Below are 20009 nucleotides of genomic sequence, written 5' to 3' on the forward strand. Positions count from 1 at the left end.
TGGATGCCCGGGTCTCCGCAACTTCCATACCCATTTCGCGTGCGTTGTGCGAACGGGTTTTCGCCACGGGCATGCGGCCGCGCGGACGCGCCGGCCGGCGCTTTTTACAAACGCGTGCGCAAGTTTTGGACCGCGGCGCGCGCGGCCGCGATCCGGGCCGCGATCCGGGCCGTATTCGGGTCGCAGCCGGATTGCATGGGGACCGCATCGGGGCCGCGATCGATGCGGTCGGCTTCGCCGCATGCCGGCGATTGCCGCGTCGACGCCAACGCGTCCGCGTAGATATTGCCTTTCGCCGCAAAAATTCCATGCATTCGCGCCGCCGCGTGCGCCGCCGCATCGACGGGCATGGGCGTTGCTGTCTGCGGGCACCCCGTCGCGCGAGGGGCGGGCACGGCGACCGAGCCTGTTTTCGCCGAACCCATCGACACGTCAACTTCACCCACGGCGGCGGCGCGACGCGCCAGCAATACCCGCACCGGACGCTGCGAAACGCGCCGCGCCGTGTCGGCCGACCGATACAGAGAGGGAGTCATGAAACCGATTCGAACCGTTGCGGCGCTGATCTCGGCCGTCGCGCTCGTCGCCGCGTGCGGCGGCGACGATACGGGCACCGAGCTCGGCATCTCGAATCCGCAGGCGCGCTTCATCAACGCCGTTCCCGCCGGCCCCAACCTCGACTATTTCCTGAATGCGCAGGCCAATGCGACCAACATCGCGTACAAGGGCGTCACGCGCTACCGCTCGGTCGGCAGCGGATCGCAGACCGCAAGCTACAACGTGACCGGCACGAGCGTAACGATCGCGTCGCATACGTTCAATGCGGCGAACGGCCACCATTACACGACGATCGCGATTCCGAGCACGTCCACGCCGATCTCGGTGATCGACGATCCGTTCGCGAAGGGCCTGCTGTCCGATCAGGCGCGCGTGCGCAGCTTCAATGCATCGCCGAATGCGCCGAACGTCGACATCTACGTCGTGCCGCCGGGCACGAACATCGCCGCGCAAAGCCCGACGCTCGCGGGCGCCGCGTATCAGAACGCCGTGCCGGCGTCGGGGCAGGACTCGATCTATCTGTCGGGCGGCACGTACCAGGTGATCGTCACGCTGCCGGGCACGAAGACGCCGATCCTCACGACGCTGCCCGTCAGCATCGCGAACAACGCGGACTGGCTGCTGCTGACGATCCCGGCGGGCGGCGTCGCGGACGTCACGCCGAACGACATCCACGTGCTCGTCGCGCAGGGCAACGACGCGGATACGGCGGCGCAGGAGCTGGGTCCGCAATAGTAGAGCGGTAGAGCGCCGCGCGATGCCGCCGTGACGCCGTGACGCTCAGGTCGAACGCTCGAAGCTGAACTTGTGCTCGGTGCGCGCGCCCAGCGTGTGCTCGACGTCGACGGTGCCTCGATAGACGACACGCCAGCCTTCGCGCGGCTTAACCTCCGGCTGGCAACCGTGCGGGCGGCTCTCGATGCCGGCGAGCCCGTCGTCGGGCGTATCGACGGCCTCGTCGAGCGACGCGTTCGAGTAGATCACGTTGTCGTGCCACTCGGACGCCCCCGTGCGCGCCTCGGGGCCCTTGCCGTCGACGTCGACGGTGTTGTCGGTCGCGGCCATGTTCGCGTTGTCGAGCGTGACGATGCGGCTCGCCGCGCGCCGGACCGGATCGCCATCGCCGCTCGTGTACTTGTCGATGTCGATCGCGGGCAGGCCGGTCGGCATCTTGCCCGCGATCGCCTCGGCGGTCAGCTTGCGCTCGTTCGTGCGGGGCTCCTTCTCCTGCGTCGCCGCGTCGGGCATGTCGCGACCGGCGGCCGGCGTCTTCACGGAGCGCTTCGCCGCGATTTCGCGCTGTTTCCGCAGGGTGGGATTCGATTCCGTGTGCTGCATGCGCACCTCCTTGCGAACGAAAATGCGAACGCCGCGCGCGACGGCGCGGCCGGATTCGTTCGGCACGCAAGAAAGGCTCCCGCTGCCGATCGGCCGCGATCGGCGACGATCGGCGGGCCGGAACGCCGCGAGATTCGAGCCCCGGCTCCGGACTTGAAGCTTCAAGCTTCACGGCCCAGGCTCGACGCGTCGAACCCCAAGCGCGCCCCCGCCGCTAGAACTGGTAATTGATCGACACGTCGACGACCGCGTTCGTCGAACGCTGCGTGAGCGGGCTGCGCGCGGCGCTGCCGACGAGTTGCTCGAGCGCGCCGTCGGCCGTCACGAACCAGTGCTTCGTGACGAACCACACGAGCGTCACGCCGCCGCCGAACGACTTCACGCCCGCGCTCGGCTCGTAGCGAGGATGCCCGGAACGCGCGGCCTGCGCATCGTTCACGCCGAACCAGCTATTCATGTAGCGCGAATCGGCGAACGTGACGGTCGGCCCCGCGAACCAGTAGAACGTTTCCGAGCTGCCGGGCAGCGGCATGTACGCGGCGAGATCGGCCACCCAGCCGTTCGCGCCGCCGACGCTGCGCCGCACGTCCGCGCGCAGCACGAGCGGGAACGCGCGCGAGATCACGTAATCGGCCGACAGCTTGATCACCGCCGCAGGATTGATGTTGCCGATGCCCGTCAGATGGCCGCGGTCGTCGGCCTCGCGGCGGCCGAGGTCGTAGCCCGCCGAGAGCGTCGCGCGCCAGTTCGGCCCGCGCAGCACGTTGATGCCGATTCCCTCGCCCGTCGACACGAACCACAGGTCGCGATAGCGGACGTCGAACGTCGGCCCGGCCATCGGCCGGTACTGGTTCGAGCCGTCGTAGCGCGGCTGCAGCGTCGCGGCCGCGCCGACCGCGATCTGCCATGTCTGCGGGTTCGGATTGAAGAGCTTGTCGAGCGGCACGCCGGCCGAATACTGCCACTCGGCGAGCGGCGACGGCGTCTGCGCGTGCACGGCAACGGCCGCCGCCGCGCACGCCGCGCAGACGATGCCGCGCGCGGCGCGCCGGCGCGCCGCCACGCCGCTCGGAGTGGCGGCTCCCCGGATCGAAACGGCTCGTGCGTCGCTCATGTGCTGTCCTCTTTGTTCGCGTTGTAGTCGGTACCGCGCGCTTTCGCACGAAAGCCGCGCGTGGCAGGCGTGGCGAATGGCGAGCGGCGTCGCCGGACGGGCGGACTGCGGCGAACCGCGCCGAGAATCCGCGCCCGCCCCGCTCGGCCGGCGGCACGGCGCGCCATCGATGCGCGGCACGCCCGCGTCGCCGGCGCTCGGCGACGCGATGTCACCGTCCCGGTCCGCCGCCGCGCCATCCAGTGTGCGCGCATGCGGCCCGCCGCGCGAGCCCCTGCGCGCCGTGCACGGCGGGCGGCATCAATAATTGCTGCCCGGCGCGGGCGTCGCGCTGCTGCCGCCGCCCGGGGCCATCGGCGGCGCGCCGCTGGAGCCGGGGTTGCCGTAGCGTGCGCCGTCGGTCGGCGTGACGGCGGTCGGCGGCTGATTGACGCCGTCCATGATCGTGCCGCCGGCGTTGCCGGCGCGCGGCGATCCGCCGCCGTTCGGGCCGTTCTGCGAGCACGCCGCCACGAGCGCCACTGCGGCGGCACTCGCCAGTTTCGTCGAAATCTTGCGGATCGTCATGGAAACTCCTTCGAGCAAACGGCGCGGGCCGTCGTGCGCGACGCACGCCCGCCGCTCAGAATCGGTTGATGTGGAAATCGCCCGCATAGGCGGTCGGACTGCGCCGCGCCATCATCTCGGCGAACTCGTCGGCGAGCCGCCGCAGCGCGAGGCGTTTCTGCCCGATATCCCACTGCCCGAACGCGGCGAACGCGTCTTCGTCGAACGTCACCGTCACGGCGGCCGGATGGCCGTCCGCCTGAAAGCCGATGTGCAGCACGTCAGCCGGGTGTTCTTCAATGTGAAAAGGCATCGAGCGGGTTTCGAAATAGCGGCCCAGCGTCTCGGCGATTTCCCGCTTGTCGCCGGGCTCGACTCGGATCGTCATCGTTTCCTCCAGGTGGGCGGCCAGCCGCCGCGAACGCCGTCGTCATGCCCGCCGTTGCTGTGAGAAGGGCCGTCGCGAAGCAGCCGTCATGGAGCGGGCATCTCGGAGCGGCCCTCGCGAAGCAGCCGTCGCCGAACATTCGCCGTGGACTCGATCGCTATTCGATCGCCACCGAATCGCCACTCGATCGCCATGAAAGCGGCCGTCGCCAAGACGGCTCGCGCCCATCCGGCGACAGACGAACACGGCTGCGGCGACTCAGCGGCCACGGCGACCGCGCGACGCAAACCATGCGTGAACCGGGGGATCGGGCGGCGGATCGCCCTCCGGGTGACGGTATGGCTCAGGCGGCTCGACTGGATTGTCGCCATCTTCGCCGGGATCGGGCGGCACGTATTCCGGATCGGGAATCGGCGGATACGGCCGATGAAACAGCACGTCTGGTTGCATAACGGATCATCGAATGGTTGCATCAGGGAATCGGTGCGGCGACGACGCCGGTTTCGATTCCCGCAAGCGTCGTGCCCGTCACGCCCACCGCGCCCGTCGGCGCGCTTGCGCGTGGCGCATGCCGCATGTCATACGTTCATACGCATGCGCGGCGCGCCGCCGACCGGCCGGTATCGGTTACACCGGCCGCTTGTAAATCCTGCAAGCCGCCGCGCGCCTGCCGCGCTCACGCCTCGAACGCGGCCATCACGAGCCACATCCGACGATCGTCGTCGCGAATCGGCGCGGCGAGCGCGAAGCGGTCGCGCGGCGCGCACGAGCGGATCAGCGCGCGGCGCGCCTGGTCCGGGCTGTCGAACTCCTCGTCGCCCAGGCGGCGCACGCTGTCCTTGCCCTCGAACATGCGGCGCTCGGGCCGATAGACGAGCGGCTCGCGCTTCCAATCTCCAAAGCGGTTCAAGACCGATTCGAAACTGCCGCCGCATACGCTGGATTCGTAATGGACCGTCGACTTCAGCATTTTCATCTGGTCACCTCCCGGTCGCCCGGGCGCCGCGCATCGAGACGCGTCGTCGGCGACGCGCCGCGTCCGGAACGGGTTCGATTACGCGCATCGCGCCGGCCGCGCGGCCTGCGCGACGGCCGACGGCCGGCCGGGCCGGCATCGATGCCGCCGCGCATGGGCACGAGCGTCGGCGAACGGCGCTGCCGCGACGTGCGGCGCTGTGCGCGACGCGGCAACTCGCGTGCCCGCGCGCGACTGCCGGGAACGGTCCTTGCTGATAGGGACAGACCTTGCCGGAGAACCGAGATGACCCAGCACAGCCAGCGGCAACACGCGCGGCACGCGCCGAATTCGCCGCCGATGAAGGACAAGGACGAGATCCGCACGCACCGGTCAGAGGACCTGATCGACAAGGCGCTCGAAGACACCTTCCCGGCGAGCGACCCGCCCGCGACGGACGGCGTCACGCGCGTCGATTCCTCGAAGCCCGCGCGCGGCGGCAAGCCGCATCGGCCGGCGCGCGACGCGCACCGGCGCGGCGGCGCGAAGCATTGACGCATGCGGGCGGCTGCCGTCAGCGCGGCTGCCCGTGCAGGTTTTACAACGGCCCGCGGCCACGATGCGCGGTTGGGCAGGATACGCGCACGCGTGCCTACGCGTGTCCGGTGTCTGTCGTTTCGCAGCGATTTTCAATGGAGGAACGTCGGGCGGCGGACGCACCGCCGCCGGATCGTCAATCAAGGAGCATCAAATGAGCAGGGCCAGGCGCATGTGGAGGGAAGTCGAAGGCGCGGTCGAAGTCACCGCACTGGCGGCGATCGAATGCGCGCTGCTGATCGCCATTCTGGTCGCACTGGGGTTTCCGCACTCGGCCATCTAGCCGACCTCCGGCGGCCGTTTCCACCCATTTCCGCCCGGATCGCGTTCGGTGCCGCGCCGGTCGGCGAGCGCCGGATGGTCCCGCAGCTCGGCGGGCACCGTGTACTCGTGTCGTCCCATCCCCATCAGTACGTCCCGCGCGAGCCCGTGAACGGCACGCCGACCATGCTCGCGACCATCGCGTCGTGGCGCATCGTGAAATCGATGACCTCGGTTCGCGCGCGCCCGTCGGCGTCGGTGTGACGCGCCTCGATCCAGCAGTGATAGCGCGCGAGCTGCGACAGATGCTTGGCGGCGCGGCGCCGTTCGCGCGTCGAGCCCAGCACGAACAGCTTGCCGTCGCCGAAATCCAGCACTTCGCCGCCCGCGACGGGCCGGTATCGCCTGCCGGTCGGCATGCTCAGCACGCGCGCGCCGACGATCGCGTAATCGGCGCAGCGCATGTAGCCGTTCTTCGTCGTCGCCTCGGACACGCTTCGATGCACGACTGCGTCGATGACGGAATGCAGCGCCGCGTGGATCGGCGCGGCGAGGATCGGAGGGCTCGTTTCGGATTCGTGTTGCATCGAGGCTGGGCGCATTCGCGCCGGCGGCACGCCCCTTGCTGCATTCATCGCGCATCTCACGACAAAGGAGGTCCCATGCATCGCATCAACGAAATCATGTCGCGCGACGTCGTCCAGGTCGCCCCGTCCGATTCGATCCGGCACGCGGCGGAGCTGATGGCGCGTTTCGACATCGGTGCGCTGCCCGTCTGTCAGAACAGCCGGCTCATCGGCATGATCACCGATCGCGATCTCGCCGTGCGCGCGGTCCCGGCCGGCAAGGCGCCCGACACGAAAGTGCACGAGATCGCGTCCGGGCCGATCGAATGGTGCTTCGACGACGATCAGGTCGACGACGTCCAGAAATACATGGCGGACGCGCAGGTGCGGCGGATGCCGGTCGTCGATCACGACAAGCGCCTCGTCGGCATGCTGTCGATCGGCGACATCGCGACGCGCACCGACGGCGCATCGCGCGACAAAGTCGCGAACACGCTCGAACGCGTGTCGCAGCCGCGCCGCTCCTGAACGGAATGCGGCGCGGCCAGCGCGCACGGCCGCGGCGGCGGGCCGCACGCCCGCGGCGCGACCGTATCCGGACCGGCACGGCGGCATCGGCCGGTCGCGCGGCGCTGCCGGGCAACGCCCGGCCGCCGCTCAATCGAAGGAGGTCGACGATGAACACCCCTCAGCAACGCACCACGCGAAGCATCGGCAAGGGCCGCGACACCGCAGCGGGCCCGGGCCCCGACGTGATGGCGACGAGCACGCTCGACGGCGACAAGGTCTACACGACGGACGGCGACGACGTCGGCAAGATCAAGGAGATCATGCTCGACGTGCGCACCGGCCGGGTCGCCTATGCGGTGTTGTCGAGCGGCGGCCTGCTCGGCATCGGCGACAAGCTGCTCGCGATTCCGTGGAGCGCGCTCACGCTCGACACCGACCGCAAATGTTTCCACGTGGCGGTGTCGTCCGAGCGCGTCAGGAACGCGCCCGGATTCGACAAGAGCCATTGGCCGGCGATGGCCGATCCGAACTGGGCCGCGTCGCTGCATCAGTACTACGGCAGCGCGCCGTACTGGAGCGACGCCGACGAGGACGCGCTCGGCATCGACGCGCCGCCCCCCGAGGCGTCGCCCGACCGGCCCGAGCGCGGCGACGGCCGGCACTAGGCACCAGGCCGGCGCGCGCTCCGGCCCGCACGCGCGCCACGCTGCTCTGTGAACACGTCCGGGAACCTGGGGTTCGACCGCAGAGCAGTCCTTCGAGCGCCTCGCGGCGCTCTTTTTTGCGTTTGCGCGACGCCCGCGCGCGCCGCGCTTTTTTACAAAACGCGCTGTAACGAAAGCGTCAGCCGGCCTGCCCGCTCAACCGTCGCGCGCGCCGGCGCTCGCCGCTTCGAGAAAACGCAGCAGGCGGTGCGGCGTCAACGGCTTCGCGCAGAACGCGTCGAATCCCGCGTCGCGTGCGCGCGCGAGGTCGTGCCGCGCCGAGTACGCGCTGCACGCGACGAGCAGCATGTGCGCGGTCGTGCGCTCGCGCCGCAGCCGCCGCGCGATCTCGAGCCCGTCGAGGCCCGGCATCGCGATGTCCAGCACGATCGCGAACGGCTGCCAGTCGCGCGCCGTGCCGCAGACTTCGAACGGATCGTCGACGACGCGGCACTCGAAGCCGCGCGCATCGAGCAGCAGCCGCAGCGCCTGCGCCGCGTCGCGGTAATCGTCGACCACGAGCACGCGCCGGTGGCCGGCCAGCGCGCCGTCGAGCGGACGCCACAGCACGACGTCTTCGCCCGGCTCCATGCGTTCGTTCGTCATCGAAACCTCCTTCGTCCGGATATCGTCATCCCGCGCGGCAGCAACGGACGGACCCGATGCGGGCACGGCGCTTGCGGCGTCAGTCCATCGCTTTCGCGGAGACGGTTCATGGCCCTCAAAACGTGCGCGAGCGTGGCGTGCGTGCTCGCGCTGCTGCTGCCGGCGCTTGCCGACGCGCGCGCGGACGCCGACGCAGACGCGGGCGACGCGGCCCGCGCGATCGCGGCGCTCGTCAGCGGGGCCGCGCCGGCGCAGCGCGCGGACTTCGACGACGATGCGCTGACGGGGCTCGGCGTCGCGAGCCTGCGCGTGCTCGCCTATACCGCCGAGGACGAAGTACGGCGCACGTTCGGCGTCGATCTCGCGCAATGGCTCGACACCGCATGGGCGACGCTGCTCGGCTATGCGGGCGACGACGTCCGCGCGCGCGACGAGCATGCGCGCGTGGCCCGGCGCCGCCGGGCGCCGGCGTAAGCGGAGCGCGGCGCGTGCTCGAGAGAGCCGCGCTGCGGGAAATCGACGCGCACCGGTACTGGCTCGGGCGCGAGCTCGACGCGTTCGGGCGACGCACGGGCTGCGCTATCGCGGCGGCACGTCGAGCCGCGCCGGATCGAAGTCGGCCCATTCGCCGTCGCGCCAATCGCCGTCGACGCGCTCGACGTTCGCCGCGCCGCTCGCGCGCAGCACCGCCTCGACCGCGCCCGCCGTCTCGCCCGTCACGTGCGCGGCGAGCATCACGCCGGTATCGCTTTGCCTGAGCGTGCCGAGCCCCTCGATCTGGCGGCCCTGCATCCGGCGCAGCGCGCCGCCGAGCGCGCCGATGTAGCAGCCGACGAGCGCGGAGGCCAGCCATACGACCCAGTAGCGCCAGCCGAGCCCGTGGACGACGAAGCCCACGACGAGCCCGACGATCGCGCCGAGTGCCGCGCCATAGGCGGCGCCCGGGCCGCCCGGCCGCGCAGCGGAATCCGCGTAGACGTCGCCGCCGATCGGAAACTTCGCGTGCTGCCCGCTCGGATTCAGAAAGAACATCGATACGTCGTCCGGCCCGAAGTCGCGCGCATACAGATGCCGCGCGCCCGCCTCCGCCTGCTCGAACGTCGTGAACCGGCCCGCCACGATCATCGCCATACGAGACCCATGCCGCCCGTCGCGCCGATGATCACGGCCGCCTGCTCGCCGATCGGCGCCAGCGTGCATTGCATGACTGCCCCCCTGCCAACGGGCCGGTTATTTCGGCCGCACCGTCAGCTTGTCGCGCACGTTCTTCACGCCGTCCACCTGCTTCGTCACGTCGACGGCGAGCGTGCGCTGCCGCTCGTCGGGCACCGTGCCCGCGAGCTGGACCGCGCCGCGCCGCGTCGTCACGTGAATGTCGCCGGACGACAGATCGTTCGTCGCGAGCAGCGCGGCCTTCACCTTCGTCGCGATCGCCCGCGGCGGCGGCCTGCGGCAGCGCGAGGCATGCGGCCGCGAGCGTGATCAGACCGGCCGTGGCGAAGCGGCCGAAGCGATTCGCGGCATGATGGGGCGAATGCGGTTGCATGTATCGCGGTACGTGGAATTGCATGTCGTTCATCGTCAGCCCCTGTTGTCGAATCGGCGCGGCGGCCGGGTGCCTCACGGTGCCGCAAGCGGTGTGCCACCGCCTGCGGAACGCGCCCGACATGGGCTCGCGCGCGACGCGCGAGCCGCCGTGCTTTTCGGCAAGCCGTTACAACTTTTGCGGCCGTGTTCGCGCGTCTTTGCGCGCAACGCAAATGGGCATGCGCGTTGCGTTCGTTGCGTTCCCATCCGGCAAAGGTCACATTCGCGCCTGCGGTCACGGGAGCCATCGCCATGCAGAAAATCGCGCTGAGCAGTGAGCCCGCATCGCCGTTGCGCGTCATCGGCGGCGTCGACGCGGGTGGGCGGGACATCCCTGTCGCGAACGTCGCGAATCGGCTCGCACGAGAGCGCGCGACGCGCCGACAGGCTTGCGGCGACGGTCGCTACGTCAGCCAGTTCATCCGGCGGCAGACGGCACATCGCACGTCGGGCGATTGGACGGCGACGCGAAGCGCCGGCGCCCTATGGCCGACGCTCGGCGATCGCCAATCCGCGACGGTCGTCGCTCATTGCCCGTGGTCGACTACCGTTGATTTCTGGTTCGCCGTGGATTTCCGTGGATGGCGCTTACTGACCCGAAACTGACATTCGCGATTTCCGATAACGGCCATTCGAATCAACCGTTCAACGGCGCAGTCGGGAATTCGGTGCCGCCGCAGCGACGGCGCGCAAGTGTCAGGAGTTGCGCAACGCTCGCTTGTCATCGATCGACTGGCCGAACTTGATCAGGTTGCCGTCGGGGTCGATCACGTAGAGTTCTGCCATCCCCCAGGCCCTTTGCGCGACGTCCTGCAATGTCGGCATCTTCGGCTTCAGTTCCGCGTGAAGTGCGTAGATGTCGTCGACACGGACGTAGCACGAGGTGTTTTCCGCGATTCGCTTGTCGTCGCATAACCAGAAATGGATTTCAACGTCACCCCGTGCGGCCATTCCATACGAGAAGTCGTGGAGATGCCGCGTTCGGAACCCCAGCACCTCATTGAAAAATTTCAGCGTTCGCACAATGTCGAGCGACGCGAGAACGGGAATTGCTTTGCCAAACGCCAGTTCGTTTTCAGCCATGATGTCCTTTTTCATACTGGTCGGAAGTCAGCCGCCGCACACGTATGACCGCTGTGCAAATCGCGCATACGTGACGGCACATGCATAATTCCAGAATCAAAGTGCCCCCAGAACCAGCGAAACCATCGGCTGATTGTTACCGATTCAGCGACCTGTGTCGACCGGCCGCTCTTGGCCGCCTCCGGCAGTTGTCACCCCAGCGGTTCGCGACCGGCTCGAATCGACCCAATTCGGTCAGTCAAATTTCTACAAACCGGCCATTCGTTCGTCGTGGCATGCAACAAGGCTACTGTTTCAGCGAAAGGGAACCTAAGCGGCAAATGGCAACACCTACGCCAATCGCAAATTCCACAACACATCAAGTACGTGTTGCGTGGAACGCTCAACGTGCCCCGCACGATGTGCAATACCGAGCCGTCGCCACAACGCTGGGCGCAGCGGACGCATGACAATGCGCCTGTCGGGTAATGGCGTAGTGGCCTCATAGGGCAACAGCGCTGCGCCGTAACCTGCCGCGACCAGACTCTTGATCGCGTCGTTGTAGTTGAGCTGAATGCGCGGCGCAGGATGGTGCCCTCCGGTCGCGAACCACTCCGCAGCCAGACGCGAGAGACGCGTGGTCGCGTCATTGAGAATGAGAGGTTGGGCGGCGAGCCATTCAGGGGTAACGCGGGCCGGACACCGCCAATGCGCCGGCACAAAGGCCATCACAGGGTCGCGGCGCCAAGGCTTTATCACGAGTCCCGCCACCGGGGGCTGCGGCAGCGCGACCAGCCCGACATCCAGCGTTCCATCCACCAGCCGGGACAGGGTTTCTTGCGAAGTAAGCACTGCAATCTGAATGTCGATGGCGGGATGGTGCTCGCGCAGGACCTCGAGCGCTTGCGGCAGCAGGTGCGCGATCACGCCCGTGGACGCGCCGAGACGCGCACGCCCTTCGAGCCCCTCCACTTGACGTTGAATATCGTCTAACGCCTGCTCCGCGTCGGCCAGCAGTCGGCGCGCGCGCTCCACCAGCACCTCGCCTATAGACGTCGGCCCCACCTGTCCGCGCTTGCGTAACAGGAGTGGAGCCCCAATGCGGTCTTCGAGTTCGGCGATGTGGAGGCTGACCGTTGGCGGCGCCAGGTGCAACGCACGCGCCGCATCGGCAAATGAACCACGGTCGGTAACGGCGACCAGAGTGCGCAAGCGGTCCAGGCTGATCTCTCGCATGACGGCGTCCAGATTCAGAAAAACTGAATGTTTGCGTTATGAAATTCAACTTTCTCTATTCTAGCCGTCCGCGCAACATAGGAGGCTCTTTTTACCTGTTACCACCCACAGTCAGCGGAGTCATCCACGTATGAGCTCTCCCGTAGTTTTCATCGACGGCGACCAAGGCACCACCGGGCTGCAAATCCACGACCGGCTGCGCAACCGGACCGACATCAGACTGTTCACACTTGCCGCTGCGGAGCGCAAAGATTCGCGGCGTCGCGCGGAAGCCATCAACGCCTGCGACATCGCCATCCTCTGTTTGCCGGATGCCGCCGCGCGCGAGGCAGTGGACGCCATTGTCAATCCTGCCGTCCGAGTTATCGACGCAAGCTCCGCCCACCGCACGCAGCCGGACTGGACTTACGGTTTTCCGGAAATGGCGCCGGGGCAGGCTGAGCAAATTGCGAACGCATGTCGGGTCACCAATCCTGGTTGCTATCCGACCGGCGCGGTTGGCCTGCTGCGTCCGTTGGTGCAGGCCGGGCTCATACCGGACAATTACCCGATCAGCATTCATGCGGTATCCGGCTACTCCGGACGCGGGCGTGCCGGCGTGGAGGAGCATGAGGGGCCGGGAGCCGCCAACGCGCCTTCATACCAGGTCTATGGCCTGGAACTCGCGCACAAGCACGCGCCGGAGATTCAGCAGCACGCCTGGCTTGCGCAGCGTCCCATTTTCGTCCCCGCGTATGGAGCGTTCCGCCAGGGCATCGTGCTGACGGTGCCGCTGGCGTTGCGGCTGCTGGCGCCCGGCGTGGATGGCGCCACGTTGCACGCATGCCTCGCACGCCACTATGCCGAGGTAACTCACGTACGAGTCTTGCCGCTGCACGAATCGCGCGCCTTGAAACACCTGGACCCGCAAGTGCTGAACGGTACGAACGACATGCACTTGAGCGTATTTCATGACGTGGAGCACGGGCACGTCCTGCTGTCCGCGGTTTTCGATAATCTTGGCAAAGGCTCCTCCGGAGCTGCGGTTCAGAACCTGAACCTCATGCTCACGCGTCAACCGCTCCCCGTCGCGCGCAGGATCGCGCGCGCGAGCGTCTGCAGGTCGACCGGCTTGCACAGATAGCCGTCGAAGCCCGCCGCGAGCACGCGCCGCTCGTCCTCGCGCCCCGCATGCGCGGTGACGGCGAGCACCGGCGCGTCGTTCGCCGCGTGCGCGTGCGCATTCGCGTGGCGCAGCGCGTCGAGCAGCCAGAAGCCGTCGCCGTCCGGCATCGCGAGATCGGACAGCACGACGGTCGGCCGCAGCGCGTCCGCCTTCGCGATCGCCTCGCGCCCCGACGACGCAACGATCACCTCCGCGCCGAGCGTCTTCAGCGCGGCGGCCAGGCTCGCGCGCGACGTCGCGTCGTCGTCGACGAGCAGGACCCGCTGCGCGTCGAGCGTCATCCGCGCGCCGCGCTCCATTTGCACCGCCCACGCGAGCGCGCCGATCGGCTGCCAGCCGGCGGGCAGCGTGACCGCGAACGTCGTGCCGCGGTTCTTGCCGGCGCTCGCGGCGCCAACCTTGCCGCCGTGCAGCTCCACGATGTGCCGCACGATCGACAGCCCGAGGCCGAGCCCGCGCCGCGACGACGCGGGCGCGCCTTCCGCGCGCCGGAACGCCTCGAACACGTGCGGCAGGAACTCGGGCGAGATGCCCTGGCCCGTATCGGCAACCGTCAGCTTCGCCTGCGAGCCGGTGCGCTCGAGCGACACCGTCACGCGGCCGCCGCGCGGCGTGAACTTGAAGGCGTTCGACAGCAGGTTCGACAGCATCTGCCGCAAGCGCTCGCCGTCGCCGGACACGATGCACGTGTCGAGCGCGCATTCGACCGCCAGCTCGATCCCGTCGGCCTGCGCGGCCGTGCCGAGCGCGCCCGTCACGTCGTTGACGATCCGCACGAGATCGACCGGCATCGCGTCGAGCCGCAGCTTGCCCGTCGCGAGCGACGATGCGTCGAGGATGTCGCCGACCATCCGCGCGAGCGACCGCGCGCTGCGGTCGATCGCGTCGATCGCCTGCTGCTGCAGCGCGCCGTCGACCGGGTTGCGCAGCACCTCGATCCAGCCATAGATCACGTTCAGCGGCGTGCGCAGCTCGTGCGACACGGTCGCGAGCAGTTCGTCCTTCAGCCGGTTCGACGTATCGGCCTGCCGGCGTGCATCGCGCGCGCCGCGCAGCGAGCGATGCGCGCGCCGCTCGCGCCGGCGCTGCCCGCCCGTATCGCGCAGCGTCAGCGACAGCGCGACGCATGCGTCGCGATCGTCGAGCACGGGCGACGCCGACAGCGTCGCGCGCAGCCGCGAGCCGTCCTGCCGCATGCACAGCACGTCGACGTTCTCGATCGGCTCGCGCACGCCGGGCACCGATGCGGGCAGCGGATGACGGCGCAGCCAGCGCGGCGCGATCAGCATCGCGACGTCGCGGCCGAGCGCCGCCTGCTCGTCGTAGCCGAACATCCGGCACGCGGCCGGGTTCCAGCTCGTGATGCGGCGGTTCGCGCCGACGCCGACGATCGCATCGGGCGACGCCTCGACGAGCCGCCGCAGCATCTGGCTCGCAGCCACGCGCTCGCGATCGACGCTCACGTCGCGCACGATCAGCACCGCGCCTGTCATGCCGCCCGCCGCATCGACGAGCGGCGACGCGACTTCCGCGATCGGCACGCGCTGGCCATCGTGCGGCATGAGCCAGTGCCCGTCGACGGTCGCGCTCGCGCCGCTCCTCAGCACGCGGTCGAGCGCGGTCGCGCGCACGCGCGCTCCGTGCCCGTCGTACGCGCGGAACACGCCGCGAAACGGCAGGCCGCGCACGGCCGTCGCATCGCAGCCGATCAGCGTGGCCGCGGCCGGATTCATGTACGTGATCACCCCGCGCCGGTCGCTGACGACGACGCCCTGCGTCAGCGATTGCAGCAGCGCCTCGTAGTACCGGCGCGCGAGCGCCTCGCGGCGGCGCAGCGCCTCGTTCATGCGGCGCGAGCCCTTGAGCGCCGCGACGATCGCGCAGATCGCGCAATTGACGATCACGAACGTCGCGAGCTGCACGATGCGCGCCGACAACGGCCCCGGATACGCGAGCGTGTCGGACAGAAACATCACCCAGATCAGCACGGCGCTCGCGGCGGTCGCACCGATTCCGCCCGCGAGCGACGTCGCCCACACGGCGGCCGCGATGAACGGGAAATACAGCGCGAGCGGCATGTCGGCGCCGCCGGCGCGCACGAGCGCCGCCTGCAGCAGCGTCGCGATCGCGATGAAGCCCGCGACCGTCGCGTAATTTCTTGCGTGTCTCCGTACAAATCTCGCCATTACGTCCTCTCCTGCCCGCGCATGCGCGCGCGGCCCGCCCGCGATGCCCTGCGCCAGCCGACGGCACGGAATTTGCGGACCCTGGCGGACAAGCCGCGCATCCACGCGCGCCGCATCGAGGAGGCTCGCGGACCATGACATCGACACACCGCCGGCTCGTCATCTCGCCGCCGCATCTCGACGGCGGCGTGTTCGGCTGCGGCCGGTCGCTCGCGCTGGCGGCGCTCGCGAGCGCCGTCGAGCGGCCCGCCGCGCCGATCGTCGGCGCACGAGCGAGTCCGCCGGCCCAAGCCGAAACGATGCGTGCGTATGCGAGCCAGGTTGCCCTCTTCGCCGCTCATGCGCTCGTCGACCTCCATGCTCCCGAAACCTGCCGGCGGCTCCAATGCGAGACCATGTCTGCGTAACGCCCGCGCGCGTCGTCGTGCCGACGCGCGAGCCGCGCATCACCGCGATCGTGCTCACGCACCGTCGCGAGCACGAGCTCGCGCGCACGCTCGCGCGTCTCGCGCGGCTGCCCGAACGGCCCGCGATCATCGTCGTCGACAACGCGTCGAACGACGGCACCGCGGCGATGGTGCGCCGGCGCTTCCCGTGCGCGACGCTCGTGCGCGCGCCGCGCAATCTCGGCGCGGCGGGCGCGCACGCCGTACATCGCGTTCTGCAACGACGACACATGGTGGGCGTCCGGCTCGCTCACGCTCGCCGCGCAGCTCTTCGACCGCCATCCGCGCATCGGCGCGCTGACCGCGCGCGTGCTCGTCGACGTCGAGCGCCGCGAAGATCCGGCCTGCGCGGCTGGCGGCGCACGCTCGCCGGCCTGCCGTGGACGCTGCGCGAACGCCGGCCGATTCCGATGCGCGTCGACGCGATGCGGCGCGTCGTCGAGGCCACCGAGCGCATCGCGCGCCGGCAGGCGCGGCGACAGCAACGGTAGCGGCGTCGGCATCGCGTGCGGTGTACGGCGCGCGCATCGTCATCGCTTCGCCTTGTCGTCCTCCTCTTCTTCGCGTTGCGCGAGCCGGTTGTAGATCGTCTTCAGGCTGATGTCGAGCACGTCGGCCGCGTGCGTCTTCACGCCGCCGCACTGCGCGAGCGTGCCGAGGATGATCCGTCTGTCGACTTCCTCGAGCGTCGTGCCGAACGGCACCGTCACCGAATCGCCCCCGCCGCCCGGCTCGCTCGCCACTTCGTCCATGATCGGCGGCGGCAGCGTGTCGATCACGTCGCCGTCGTTGAAAATGCACGCGCGCTGCACGAAGTTGCGCAGCTCGCGCACGTTGCCCGGCCAGTCGTATTCGGCGAGCGCGGCGAGCGCGGACGGCGAGAAGCGCATCTTGCGCCCGCTCTCTTCGCCGAGCTGCCGCAGGAACGCCTCGGCGAGCATCGGAATGTCGTCGCCGCGCGCGCGCAGCGGCGGCAGCGTGATCGGAAACACGTTGATCCGGTGATACAGGTCCGGGCGCAGCTTGCCGTCCGCCATCGCCGCTTCCGTGTCGAGGTTCGTCGCGGCGACGATCCGCACGTCGACATCGATCTCGCGCGCGGAGCCGAGCCGCGTGAGCCGCCCCGTCTCGAGCACGCGCAACAGCTTCACCTGCGACTCGACGGGCATCTCGGTGATCTCGTCGAGGAACAGCGTGCCGCCGTCCGCGCGCTCGAAGAAGCCCTTGTGCTGACGGTCCGCGCCGGTGAAGCTGCCGCGGTCGTGGCCGAACATCTCGCTCTCGACGAGATTCGCCGCGATCGCGCCGCAGTTGACCGCGAGAAACGGCCCCTTGCGGCGCAGGCTCAGATCGTGGATCGTCTGCGCGGCAAGCTCCTTGCCGGTGCCCGATTCACCCATCAGCAGCACGGACGCCTCGGTGCCAGCGACGCGGCCGATCGCGTCGTACATCGCCTGCATCACGGGCGAGCTGCCGAGCAGCCTGCCGAAGCGGCCGAGCCGCTGCAGCTCGGAGCGCAGCGCGGCGATCTCCTCGTGCAGCACGCCGGTGCGCGGCACGCGCGCGAAGATGCTGTTCAGCCGCTGCACGTTGATCGGCTTCACCAGATAATCGGTCGCCCCGCGCCGCAATGCGTCGATCGCGGTCTCGAGGCTCGCATGCCCCGTCGTCAACACCATCTCGACATGCGCGTCCTTCGGCAGCTCGTCGAACAGATCCATGCCGTTGCCGTCCGGCAGGACGAGATCGCACAGCACGAGATCCGGCGTGTGCGCCGCGATCAGCGCGCGCGCTTCCTCCAGCGTCGCCGCAGTGTCACAGGCAAGTTGCTGGGTGTGGGCGAGCGCGGACAGCATGTCGCGTGTGTCCGCATCGTCCTCGACGATGAGAATGCAGGGCATTCGTGCTCCTTCATTCGTTGCGCGCCGACACAAGCAACGAACGAGCCCGCATGCCGGCGCATATCCGATCAGGCAGCCGAACGATGCCGGCCGATGTGCGATGCGATCGACGATTCGATCGCGGCGACGAAGCGCGTTGCTCGTTACAGTATAGAAAACGCGCCCGCGGCAAAACCTGTTATCGGATATTTCTATCCGGTCCCATCGTCGACATGGAAATTTCAATTCATTGTTGAAAAATAGTCGCTAGGCTTCTTCTGTGTAAAAAATGCATGCGCCGGGCGCATCCGGCACCGTTCGACCGGAGCGAGCCCGCGCGGCCCCTCGGGGATATCCCACTCAGCGAGAGGTTCATGTCGCAACCCAGCAGTGACGGCAGACGGCTGCAAGGCAATTCGTGTCTGATCCAGGCGCTGTTGCACAAGGTCGAGAAAGTGGCCGGGACTCGCGCGAGCGTGTTGATCGTCGGTGAAAGCGGGGTCGGCAAGGATATCGTCGCGAGACTCCTGCATGACATGAGCCCGCGCCGCGACGGTCCGTTCGTTCCGGTCAATTGCGGCGCGATCCCGCGCGACATCGCCGAATCGCAGTTGTTCGGCCACGAGAAAGGCAGCTTCACCGGCGCGGCCGCGCAGCACATCGGCTTCTTCGAGGCCGCGCGCGGCGGCACCATCTTTCTCGACGAAGTGGCCGAAATGTCGCGCGATCTGCAGGTGAAGCTGCTGCGCGCGCTCGAATCGAACAGCATCACGCGCGTCGGCGGCAGCGAGCCGATCGCGCTCGACGTGCGCGTCGTCGCGGCGACCCATCACGATCCCGCCGAAGCGGTGCAGGAAGGACGCTTTCGCGAAGACCTGTTCTATCGCCTCGCGGTGTTCGCGCTGCGCGTGCCGGCGCTCAGGCATCGCGAGGACGACATCGAAGGCATCGCGCAGGAACTCGTCGACACGCTCAACGCCCGGCACCGCACGCGCAAGCGGCTGTCGGGGCAGGCGCTGAAGACGCTGCGCACCTATTCGTGGCCCGGCAACGTGCGCGAGCTGCGCAACGCGATCGAGCGCGCGTACATCCTCTCCGACGAGCAGATCGAGCAGTTGCCCCTGCGGCGGATCGCGCCGCGCGACGACGTGCGCAAGCACGCGATGACGCTGCCGCTCGGCATGACGCTCGCGCATTCGCAGCAGCGCTTCATCGCCGCGTCGCTCAAGTACTTCGACGGCGACAAGCCGCGCACCGCGAAGGCGCTCGGCATCAGCCTGAAAACGCTGTACAACCGGCTCGCGCTGATGCGCGAGCACGATGGAGAAACCGCGCAGCAATGAATGCGCCGGACGCGCTGCGCGCCTGTCGCGCAGCGATCGCGCGGCGAGACGCGCGTTGTCAACTGCCCGCGTACCGCGCGACGCTGCGCGCCTCGATCGCGCGCACGACGGCCGCCATGTCCGCTTGCCCGTACCCGAGCGCCTCGGTCTCGCGATACAGCTCGCAGCAGACTTCGAGCAGCGGCGCCGCGAGATGCGCGCCGTGCGCGGCCTCGGTCGCGAGCCGGCTGTTCTTGAACACGTCGGTGATCGACGCCTGAACGTCGAAATCCTCGTTGACGAGCTTGTCGATCTTCACGCGCGACACGCTGCTCGCCATCGGCCCCGCGTCGAGCGCCGCCTGGAACTGCTTCATGTCGAGCCCGAAGCCGCGCGCCGCGTGCGTGGCCTCGGCGAGCCCCGTCACCATCGCGATCAGGAACGTGTTGATCGCGAGCTTCATCAGCAGGCCGGTCGGCACCGGCCCCGTCACGACGATCTCGTGGCACATCGGCGCCAGCAGCGCTCGCACCTCGTCGACGGCGGCCGGCTCGCCCGCCAGCATCGCGACGAGCCGCCCGGCTTCGGCCGGCTTGCGCGAGCCGGACACCGGCGCCTCGACATAGCGGCCGCCCGCCGCGCGAATGTCGGCCTCGAGGCCGCGCGAATACTCGGCCGACACAGTCCCCATCTGGACGATCGTATGTTGTGCGACGTTGCGCGCGAACGCGGGCTTGCCGCGGCCGAGCACCGCGTCGATCGCGGCGTCGGTCGCCATCATCAGGATGACGATGCGCGCGTGCCGATAGACGTCGGCCACCGAATCGACGACTTGCGCGCCGGCCGCGCGCAGCGGCTCGCAACGCTCGCGCGTGCGGTTCCACACGACGAGCCCGGTTCCGGCGCGCGCGAGATTGAGCGCCATCGGCAGCCCCATCACGCCGATGCCAACGAAGCCTACTTTCATGATCGCCTCCATGAG

General features: G+C 68.9%; 23 protein-coding genes and 3 pseudogenes. 11 read left to right on the forward strand and 15 right to left on the reverse strand.

All coding sequences use genetic code 11. The features are described from left to right. Positions 1-104: 104 nt before the first annotated feature. Positions 105-350 (reverse strand): hypothetical protein, encoded by a 246-nt coding sequence (locus AQ610_RS31120; RefSeq protein ID WP_006028238.1) that lies wholly within the window; start codon positions 348-350, stop codon positions 105-107. Between the two features lie 184 nt (positions 351-534). On the opposite strand from AQ610_RS31120, the gene AQ610_RS31125 reads away from it, so the two are divergent. Next, positions 535-1293: a DUF4397 domain-containing protein gene (locus AQ610_RS31125; protein WP_006028239.1), complete on the forward strand. Its 759-nt coding sequence runs from the start codon at positions 535-537 to the stop codon at positions 1291-1293. Positions 1294-1338: 45 nt separating this feature from the next. Here AQ610_RS31125 and AQ610_RS31130 read toward each other — a convergent pair whose 3' ends face one another. The 5 genes from AQ610_RS31130 to AQ610_RS31160 all read right to left on the reverse strand — a co-directional run bounded on the left by AQ610_RS31130 (position 1339) and on the right by AQ610_RS31160 (position 4920). Further along, a complete protein-coding gene (locus AQ610_RS31130; RefSeq protein ID WP_043283026.1) occupies positions 1339-1896 on the reverse strand; it encodes a DUF3005 domain-containing protein in 558 nt (185 codons plus the stop codon). Positions 1897-2110: 214 nt separating this feature from the next. After that, the gene (locus tag AQ610_RS31135; protein ID WP_045554713.1) at positions 2111-3010 is read right to left on the reverse strand and encodes a MipA/OmpV family protein; all 900 of its coding nucleotides are present in this window, start codon (positions 3008-3010) and stop codon (positions 2111-2113) included. Positions 3011-3310: 300 nt separating this feature from the next. Then, positions 3311-3577 (reverse strand): hypothetical protein, encoded by a 267-nt coding sequence (locus AQ610_RS31145; protein WP_006028242.1) that lies wholly within the window; start codon positions 3575-3577, stop codon positions 3311-3313. 55 nt (positions 3578-3632) lie between these two features. Further along, positions 3633-3944 carry a hypothetical protein gene (locus tag AQ610_RS31150; protein WP_006028243.1) on the reverse strand — a complete coding sequence of 104 codons (312 nt, stop codon included), beginning with the start codon at positions 3942-3944 and terminating at the stop codon, positions 3633-3635. Positions 3945-4620: 676 nt separating this feature from the next. Further along, on the reverse strand, positions 4621-4920 hold the full coding sequence (locus AQ610_RS31160) for a hypothetical protein (protein WP_006028245.1): 300 nt from the start codon (positions 4918-4920) through the stop codon (positions 4621-4623). Between the two features lie 285 nt (positions 4921-5205). Here AQ610_RS31160 and AQ610_RS31165 point away from each other — a divergent pair, with 285 nt between their 5' ends. Next, complete coding sequence (locus AQ610_RS31165; RefSeq protein ID WP_006028246.1) at positions 5206-5454, forward strand: hypothetical protein; 249 nt, start codon at positions 5206-5208, stop codon at positions 5452-5454. Between the two features lie 196 nt (positions 5455-5650). Further along, entirely contained in the window at positions 5651-5779 is a 129-nt protein-coding gene (locus AQ610_RS37985; protein ID WP_015603476.1) for a hypothetical protein, read from the forward strand. 62 nt (positions 5780-5841) lie between these two features. On the opposite strand, the pseudogene AQ610_RS31170 reads toward AQ610_RS37985, so the two are convergent. Continuing rightward, positions 5842-6344 (reverse strand): annotated as a pseudogene (locus AQ610_RS31170) (hypothetical protein); the annotation flags it as partial. A gap of 75 nt (positions 6345-6419) precedes the next feature. Between AQ610_RS31170 and AQ610_RS31175 the strand changes: the two are divergent. Further along, entirely contained in the window at positions 6420-6851 is a 432-nt protein-coding gene (locus tag AQ610_RS31175; RefSeq protein ID WP_006028248.1) for a CBS domain-containing protein, read from the forward strand. Between the two features lie 149 nt (positions 6852-7000). Beyond that, the gene (locus tag AQ610_RS31180) at positions 7001-7498 is read left to right on the forward strand and encodes a PRC-barrel domain-containing protein (RefSeq protein ID WP_006028249.1); all 498 of its coding nucleotides are present in this window, start codon (positions 7001-7003) and stop codon (positions 7496-7498) included. Between the two features lie 195 nt (positions 7499-7693). Here the strand turns inward: AQ610_RS31180 and AQ610_RS31185 are convergent, their stop codons facing one another. Then, the gene (locus tag AQ610_RS31185) at positions 7694-8143 is read right to left on the reverse strand and encodes a response regulator (RefSeq protein ID WP_006028250.1); all 450 of its coding nucleotides are present in this window, start codon (positions 8141-8143) and stop codon (positions 7694-7696) included. A 108-nt stretch (positions 8144-8251) separates the two neighbouring features. Here AQ610_RS31185 and AQ610_RS31190 point away from each other — a divergent pair, with 108 nt between their 5' ends. Beyond that, entirely contained in the window at positions 8252-8617 is a 366-nt protein-coding gene (locus AQ610_RS31190; protein WP_015602809.1) for a hypothetical protein, read from the forward strand. 105 nt (positions 8618-8722) lie between these two features. Here AQ610_RS31190 and AQ610_RS31195 read toward each other — a convergent pair whose 3' ends face one another. Together AQ610_RS31195 and AQ610_RS38280 are read right to left on the reverse strand one after the other, a co-directional pair. After that, complete coding sequence (locus tag AQ610_RS31195) at positions 8723-9274, reverse strand: hypothetical protein (RefSeq protein WP_009916065.1); 552 nt, start codon at positions 9272-9274, stop codon at positions 8723-8725. A gap of 99 nt (positions 9275-9373) precedes the next feature. After that, positions 9374-9722 (reverse strand): annotated as a pseudogene (locus AQ610_RS38280) (BON domain-containing protein). Between the two features lie 260 nt (positions 9723-9982). Between AQ610_RS38280 and AQ610_RS38540 the strand changes: the two are divergent. Next, positions 9983-10336, forward strand: coding sequence for a hypothetical protein (locus AQ610_RS38540; protein WP_009916067.1), 354 nt, complete (start codon positions 9983-9985; stop codon positions 10334-10336). Between the two features lie 90 nt (positions 10337-10426). Here AQ610_RS38540 and AQ610_RS31210 read toward each other — a convergent pair whose 3' ends face one another. Together AQ610_RS31210 and AQ610_RS31215 are read right to left on the reverse strand one after the other, a co-directional pair. Then, positions 10427-10813 carry a bleomycin resistance protein gene (locus AQ610_RS31210; protein ID WP_043283027.1) on the reverse strand — a complete coding sequence of 129 codons (387 nt, stop codon included), beginning with the start codon at positions 10811-10813 and terminating at the stop codon, positions 10427-10429. Positions 10814-11143: 330 nt separating this feature from the next. Further along, complete coding sequence (locus AQ610_RS31215; protein WP_009916068.1) at positions 11144-12028, reverse strand: LysR family transcriptional regulator; 885 nt, start codon at positions 12026-12028, stop codon at positions 11144-11146. Between the two features lie 130 nt (positions 12029-12158). Here AQ610_RS31215 and argC point away from each other — a divergent pair, with 130 nt between their 5' ends. Further along, on the forward strand, positions 12159-13151 hold the full coding sequence (argC, locus tag AQ610_RS31220) for an N-acetyl-gamma-glutamyl-phosphate reductase (RefSeq protein WP_009916070.1): 993 nt from the start codon (positions 12159-12161) through the stop codon (positions 13149-13151). Here argC and AQ610_RS31225 read toward each other — a convergent pair. Further along, positions 13082-15379 (reverse strand): hybrid sensor histidine kinase/response regulator, encoded by a 2298-nt coding sequence (locus AQ610_RS31225; RefSeq protein ID WP_006028258.1) that lies wholly within the window; start codon positions 15377-15379, stop codon positions 13082-13084. The two genes, argC and AQ610_RS31225, sit on opposite strands and share 70 nt — an antisense overlap. Positions 15380-15513: 134 nt before the next feature. On the opposite strand from AQ610_RS31225, the gene AQ610_RS31230 reads away from it, so the two are divergent. After that, positions 15514-15786 (forward strand): hypothetical protein, encoded by a 273-nt coding sequence (locus AQ610_RS31230; protein WP_006028260.1) that lies wholly within the window; start codon positions 15514-15516, stop codon positions 15784-15786. Beyond that, positions 15765-16316: pseudogene (locus AQ610_RS31235) on the forward strand (glycosyltransferase family 2 protein). Before AQ610_RS31230 ends, AQ610_RS31235 begins: the two are co-directional and overlap by 22 nt. A 39-nt stretch (positions 16317-16355) precedes the next feature. Here AQ610_RS31235 and AQ610_RS31240 read toward each other — a convergent pair. Beyond that, positions 16356-17726 (reverse strand): sigma-54-dependent transcriptional regulator, encoded by a 1371-nt coding sequence (locus AQ610_RS31240; protein ID WP_006028262.1) that lies wholly within the window; start codon positions 17724-17726, stop codon positions 16356-16358. A 353-nt stretch (positions 17727-18079) separates the two neighbouring features. Here AQ610_RS31240 and AQ610_RS31245 point away from each other — a divergent pair, with 353 nt between their 5' ends. Beyond that, the gene (locus tag AQ610_RS31245; protein WP_006028263.1) at positions 18080-19048 is read left to right on the forward strand and encodes a sigma-54 interaction domain-containing protein; all 969 of its coding nucleotides are present in this window, start codon (positions 18080-18082) and stop codon (positions 19046-19048) included. Positions 19049-19106: 58 nt separating this feature from the next. Here the strand turns inward: AQ610_RS31245 and AQ610_RS31250 are convergent, their stop codons facing one another. Then, positions 19107-20006, reverse strand: a complete 900-nt coding sequence (locus AQ610_RS31250) for an NAD(P)-dependent oxidoreductase (RefSeq protein WP_009916072.1) — start codon at positions 20004-20006, stop codon at positions 19107-19109. Positions 20007-20009 lie beyond the last annotated feature (3 nt).

The sequence above is a fragment of the Burkholderia humptydooensis genome (assembly GCF_001513745.1).
Lineage (GTDB): Bacteria > Pseudomonadota > Gammaproteobacteria > Burkholderiales > Burkholderiaceae > Burkholderia > Burkholderia humptydooensis.

Bases quoted from the DNA above. Each gene is read 5' to 3' on its own strand.
- AQ610_RS31120 (WP_006028238.1), bottom strand. From the start codon at position 350: ATGCCCGTCGATGCGGCGGCGCACGCGGCGGCGCGAATGCATGGAATT.
- AQ610_RS31125 (WP_006028239.1), top strand. From the start codon at position 535: ATGAAACCGATTCGAACCGTTGCGGCGCTGATCTCGGCCGTCGCGCTC.
- AQ610_RS31130 (WP_043283026.1), bottom strand. From the start codon at position 1,896: ATGCAGCACACGGAATCGAATCCCACCCTGCGGAAACAGCGCGAAATC.
- AQ610_RS31135 (WP_045554713.1), bottom strand. From the start codon at position 3,010: ATGAGCGACGCACGAGCCGTTTCGATCCGGGGAGCCGCCACTCCGAGC.
- AQ610_RS31145 (WP_006028242.1), bottom strand. From the start codon at position 3,577: ATGACGATCCGCAAGATTTCGACGAAACTGGCGAGTGCCGCCGCAGTG.
- AQ610_RS31150 (WP_006028243.1), bottom strand. From the start codon at position 3,944: ATGACGATCCGAGTCGAGCCCGGCGACAAGCGGGAAATCGCCGAGACG.
- AQ610_RS31160 (WP_006028245.1), bottom strand. From the start codon at position 4,920: ATGAAAATGCTGAAGTCGACGGTCCATTACGAATCCAGCGTATGCGGC.
- AQ610_RS31165 (WP_006028246.1), top strand. From the start codon at position 5,206: ATGACCCAGCACAGCCAGCGGCAACACGCGCGGCACGCGCCGAATTCG.
- AQ610_RS37985 (WP_015603476.1), top strand. From the start codon at position 5,651: ATGAGCAGGGCCAGGCGCATGTGGAGGGAAGTCGAAGGCGCGGTCGAA.
- AQ610_RS31175 (WP_006028248.1), top strand. From the start codon at position 6,420: ATGCATCGCATCAACGAAATCATGTCGCGCGACGTCGTCCAGGTCGCC.
- AQ610_RS31180 (WP_006028249.1), top strand. From the start codon at position 7,001: ATGAACACCCCTCAGCAACGCACCACGCGAAGCATCGGCAAGGGCCGC.
- AQ610_RS31185 (WP_006028250.1), bottom strand. From the start codon at position 8,143: ATGACGAACGAACGCATGGAGCCGGGCGAAGACGTCGTGCTGTGGCGT.
- AQ610_RS31190 (WP_015602809.1), top strand. From the start codon at position 8,252: ATGGCCCTCAAAACGTGCGCGAGCGTGGCGTGCGTGCTCGCGCTGCTG.
- AQ610_RS31195 (WP_009916065.1), bottom strand. From the start codon at position 9,274: ATGGCGATGATCGTGGCGGGCCGGTTCACGACGTTCGAGCAGGCGGAG.
- AQ610_RS38540 (WP_009916067.1), top strand. From the start codon at position 9,983: ATGCAGAAAATCGCGCTGAGCAGTGAGCCCGCATCGCCGTTGCGCGTC.
- AQ610_RS31210 (WP_043283027.1), bottom strand. From the start codon at position 10,813: ATGGCTGAAAACGAACTGGCGTTTGGCAAAGCAATTCCCGTTCTCGCG.
- AQ610_RS31215 (WP_009916068.1), bottom strand. From the start codon at position 12,028: ATGCGAGAGATCAGCCTGGACCGCTTGCGCACTCTGGTCGCCGTTACC.
- argC (WP_009916070.1), top strand. From the start codon at position 12,159: ATGAGCTCTCCCGTAGTTTTCATCGACGGCGACCAAGGCACCACCGGG.
- AQ610_RS31225 (WP_006028258.1), bottom strand. From the start codon at position 15,379: ATGGCGAGATTTGTACGGAGACACGCAAGAAATTACGCGACGGTCGCG.
- AQ610_RS31230 (WP_006028260.1), top strand. From the start codon at position 15,514: ATGACATCGACACACCGCCGGCTCGTCATCTCGCCGCCGCATCTCGAC.
- AQ610_RS31240 (WP_006028262.1), bottom strand. From the start codon at position 17,726: ATGCCCTGCATTCTCATCGTCGAGGACGATGCGGACACACGCGACATG.
- AQ610_RS31245 (WP_006028263.1), top strand. From the start codon at position 18,080: ATGTCGCAACCCAGCAGTGACGGCAGACGGCTGCAAGGCAATTCGTGT.
- AQ610_RS31250 (WP_009916072.1), bottom strand. From the start codon at position 20,006: ATGGAGGCGATCATGAAAGTAGGCTTCGTTGGCATCGGCGTGATGGGG.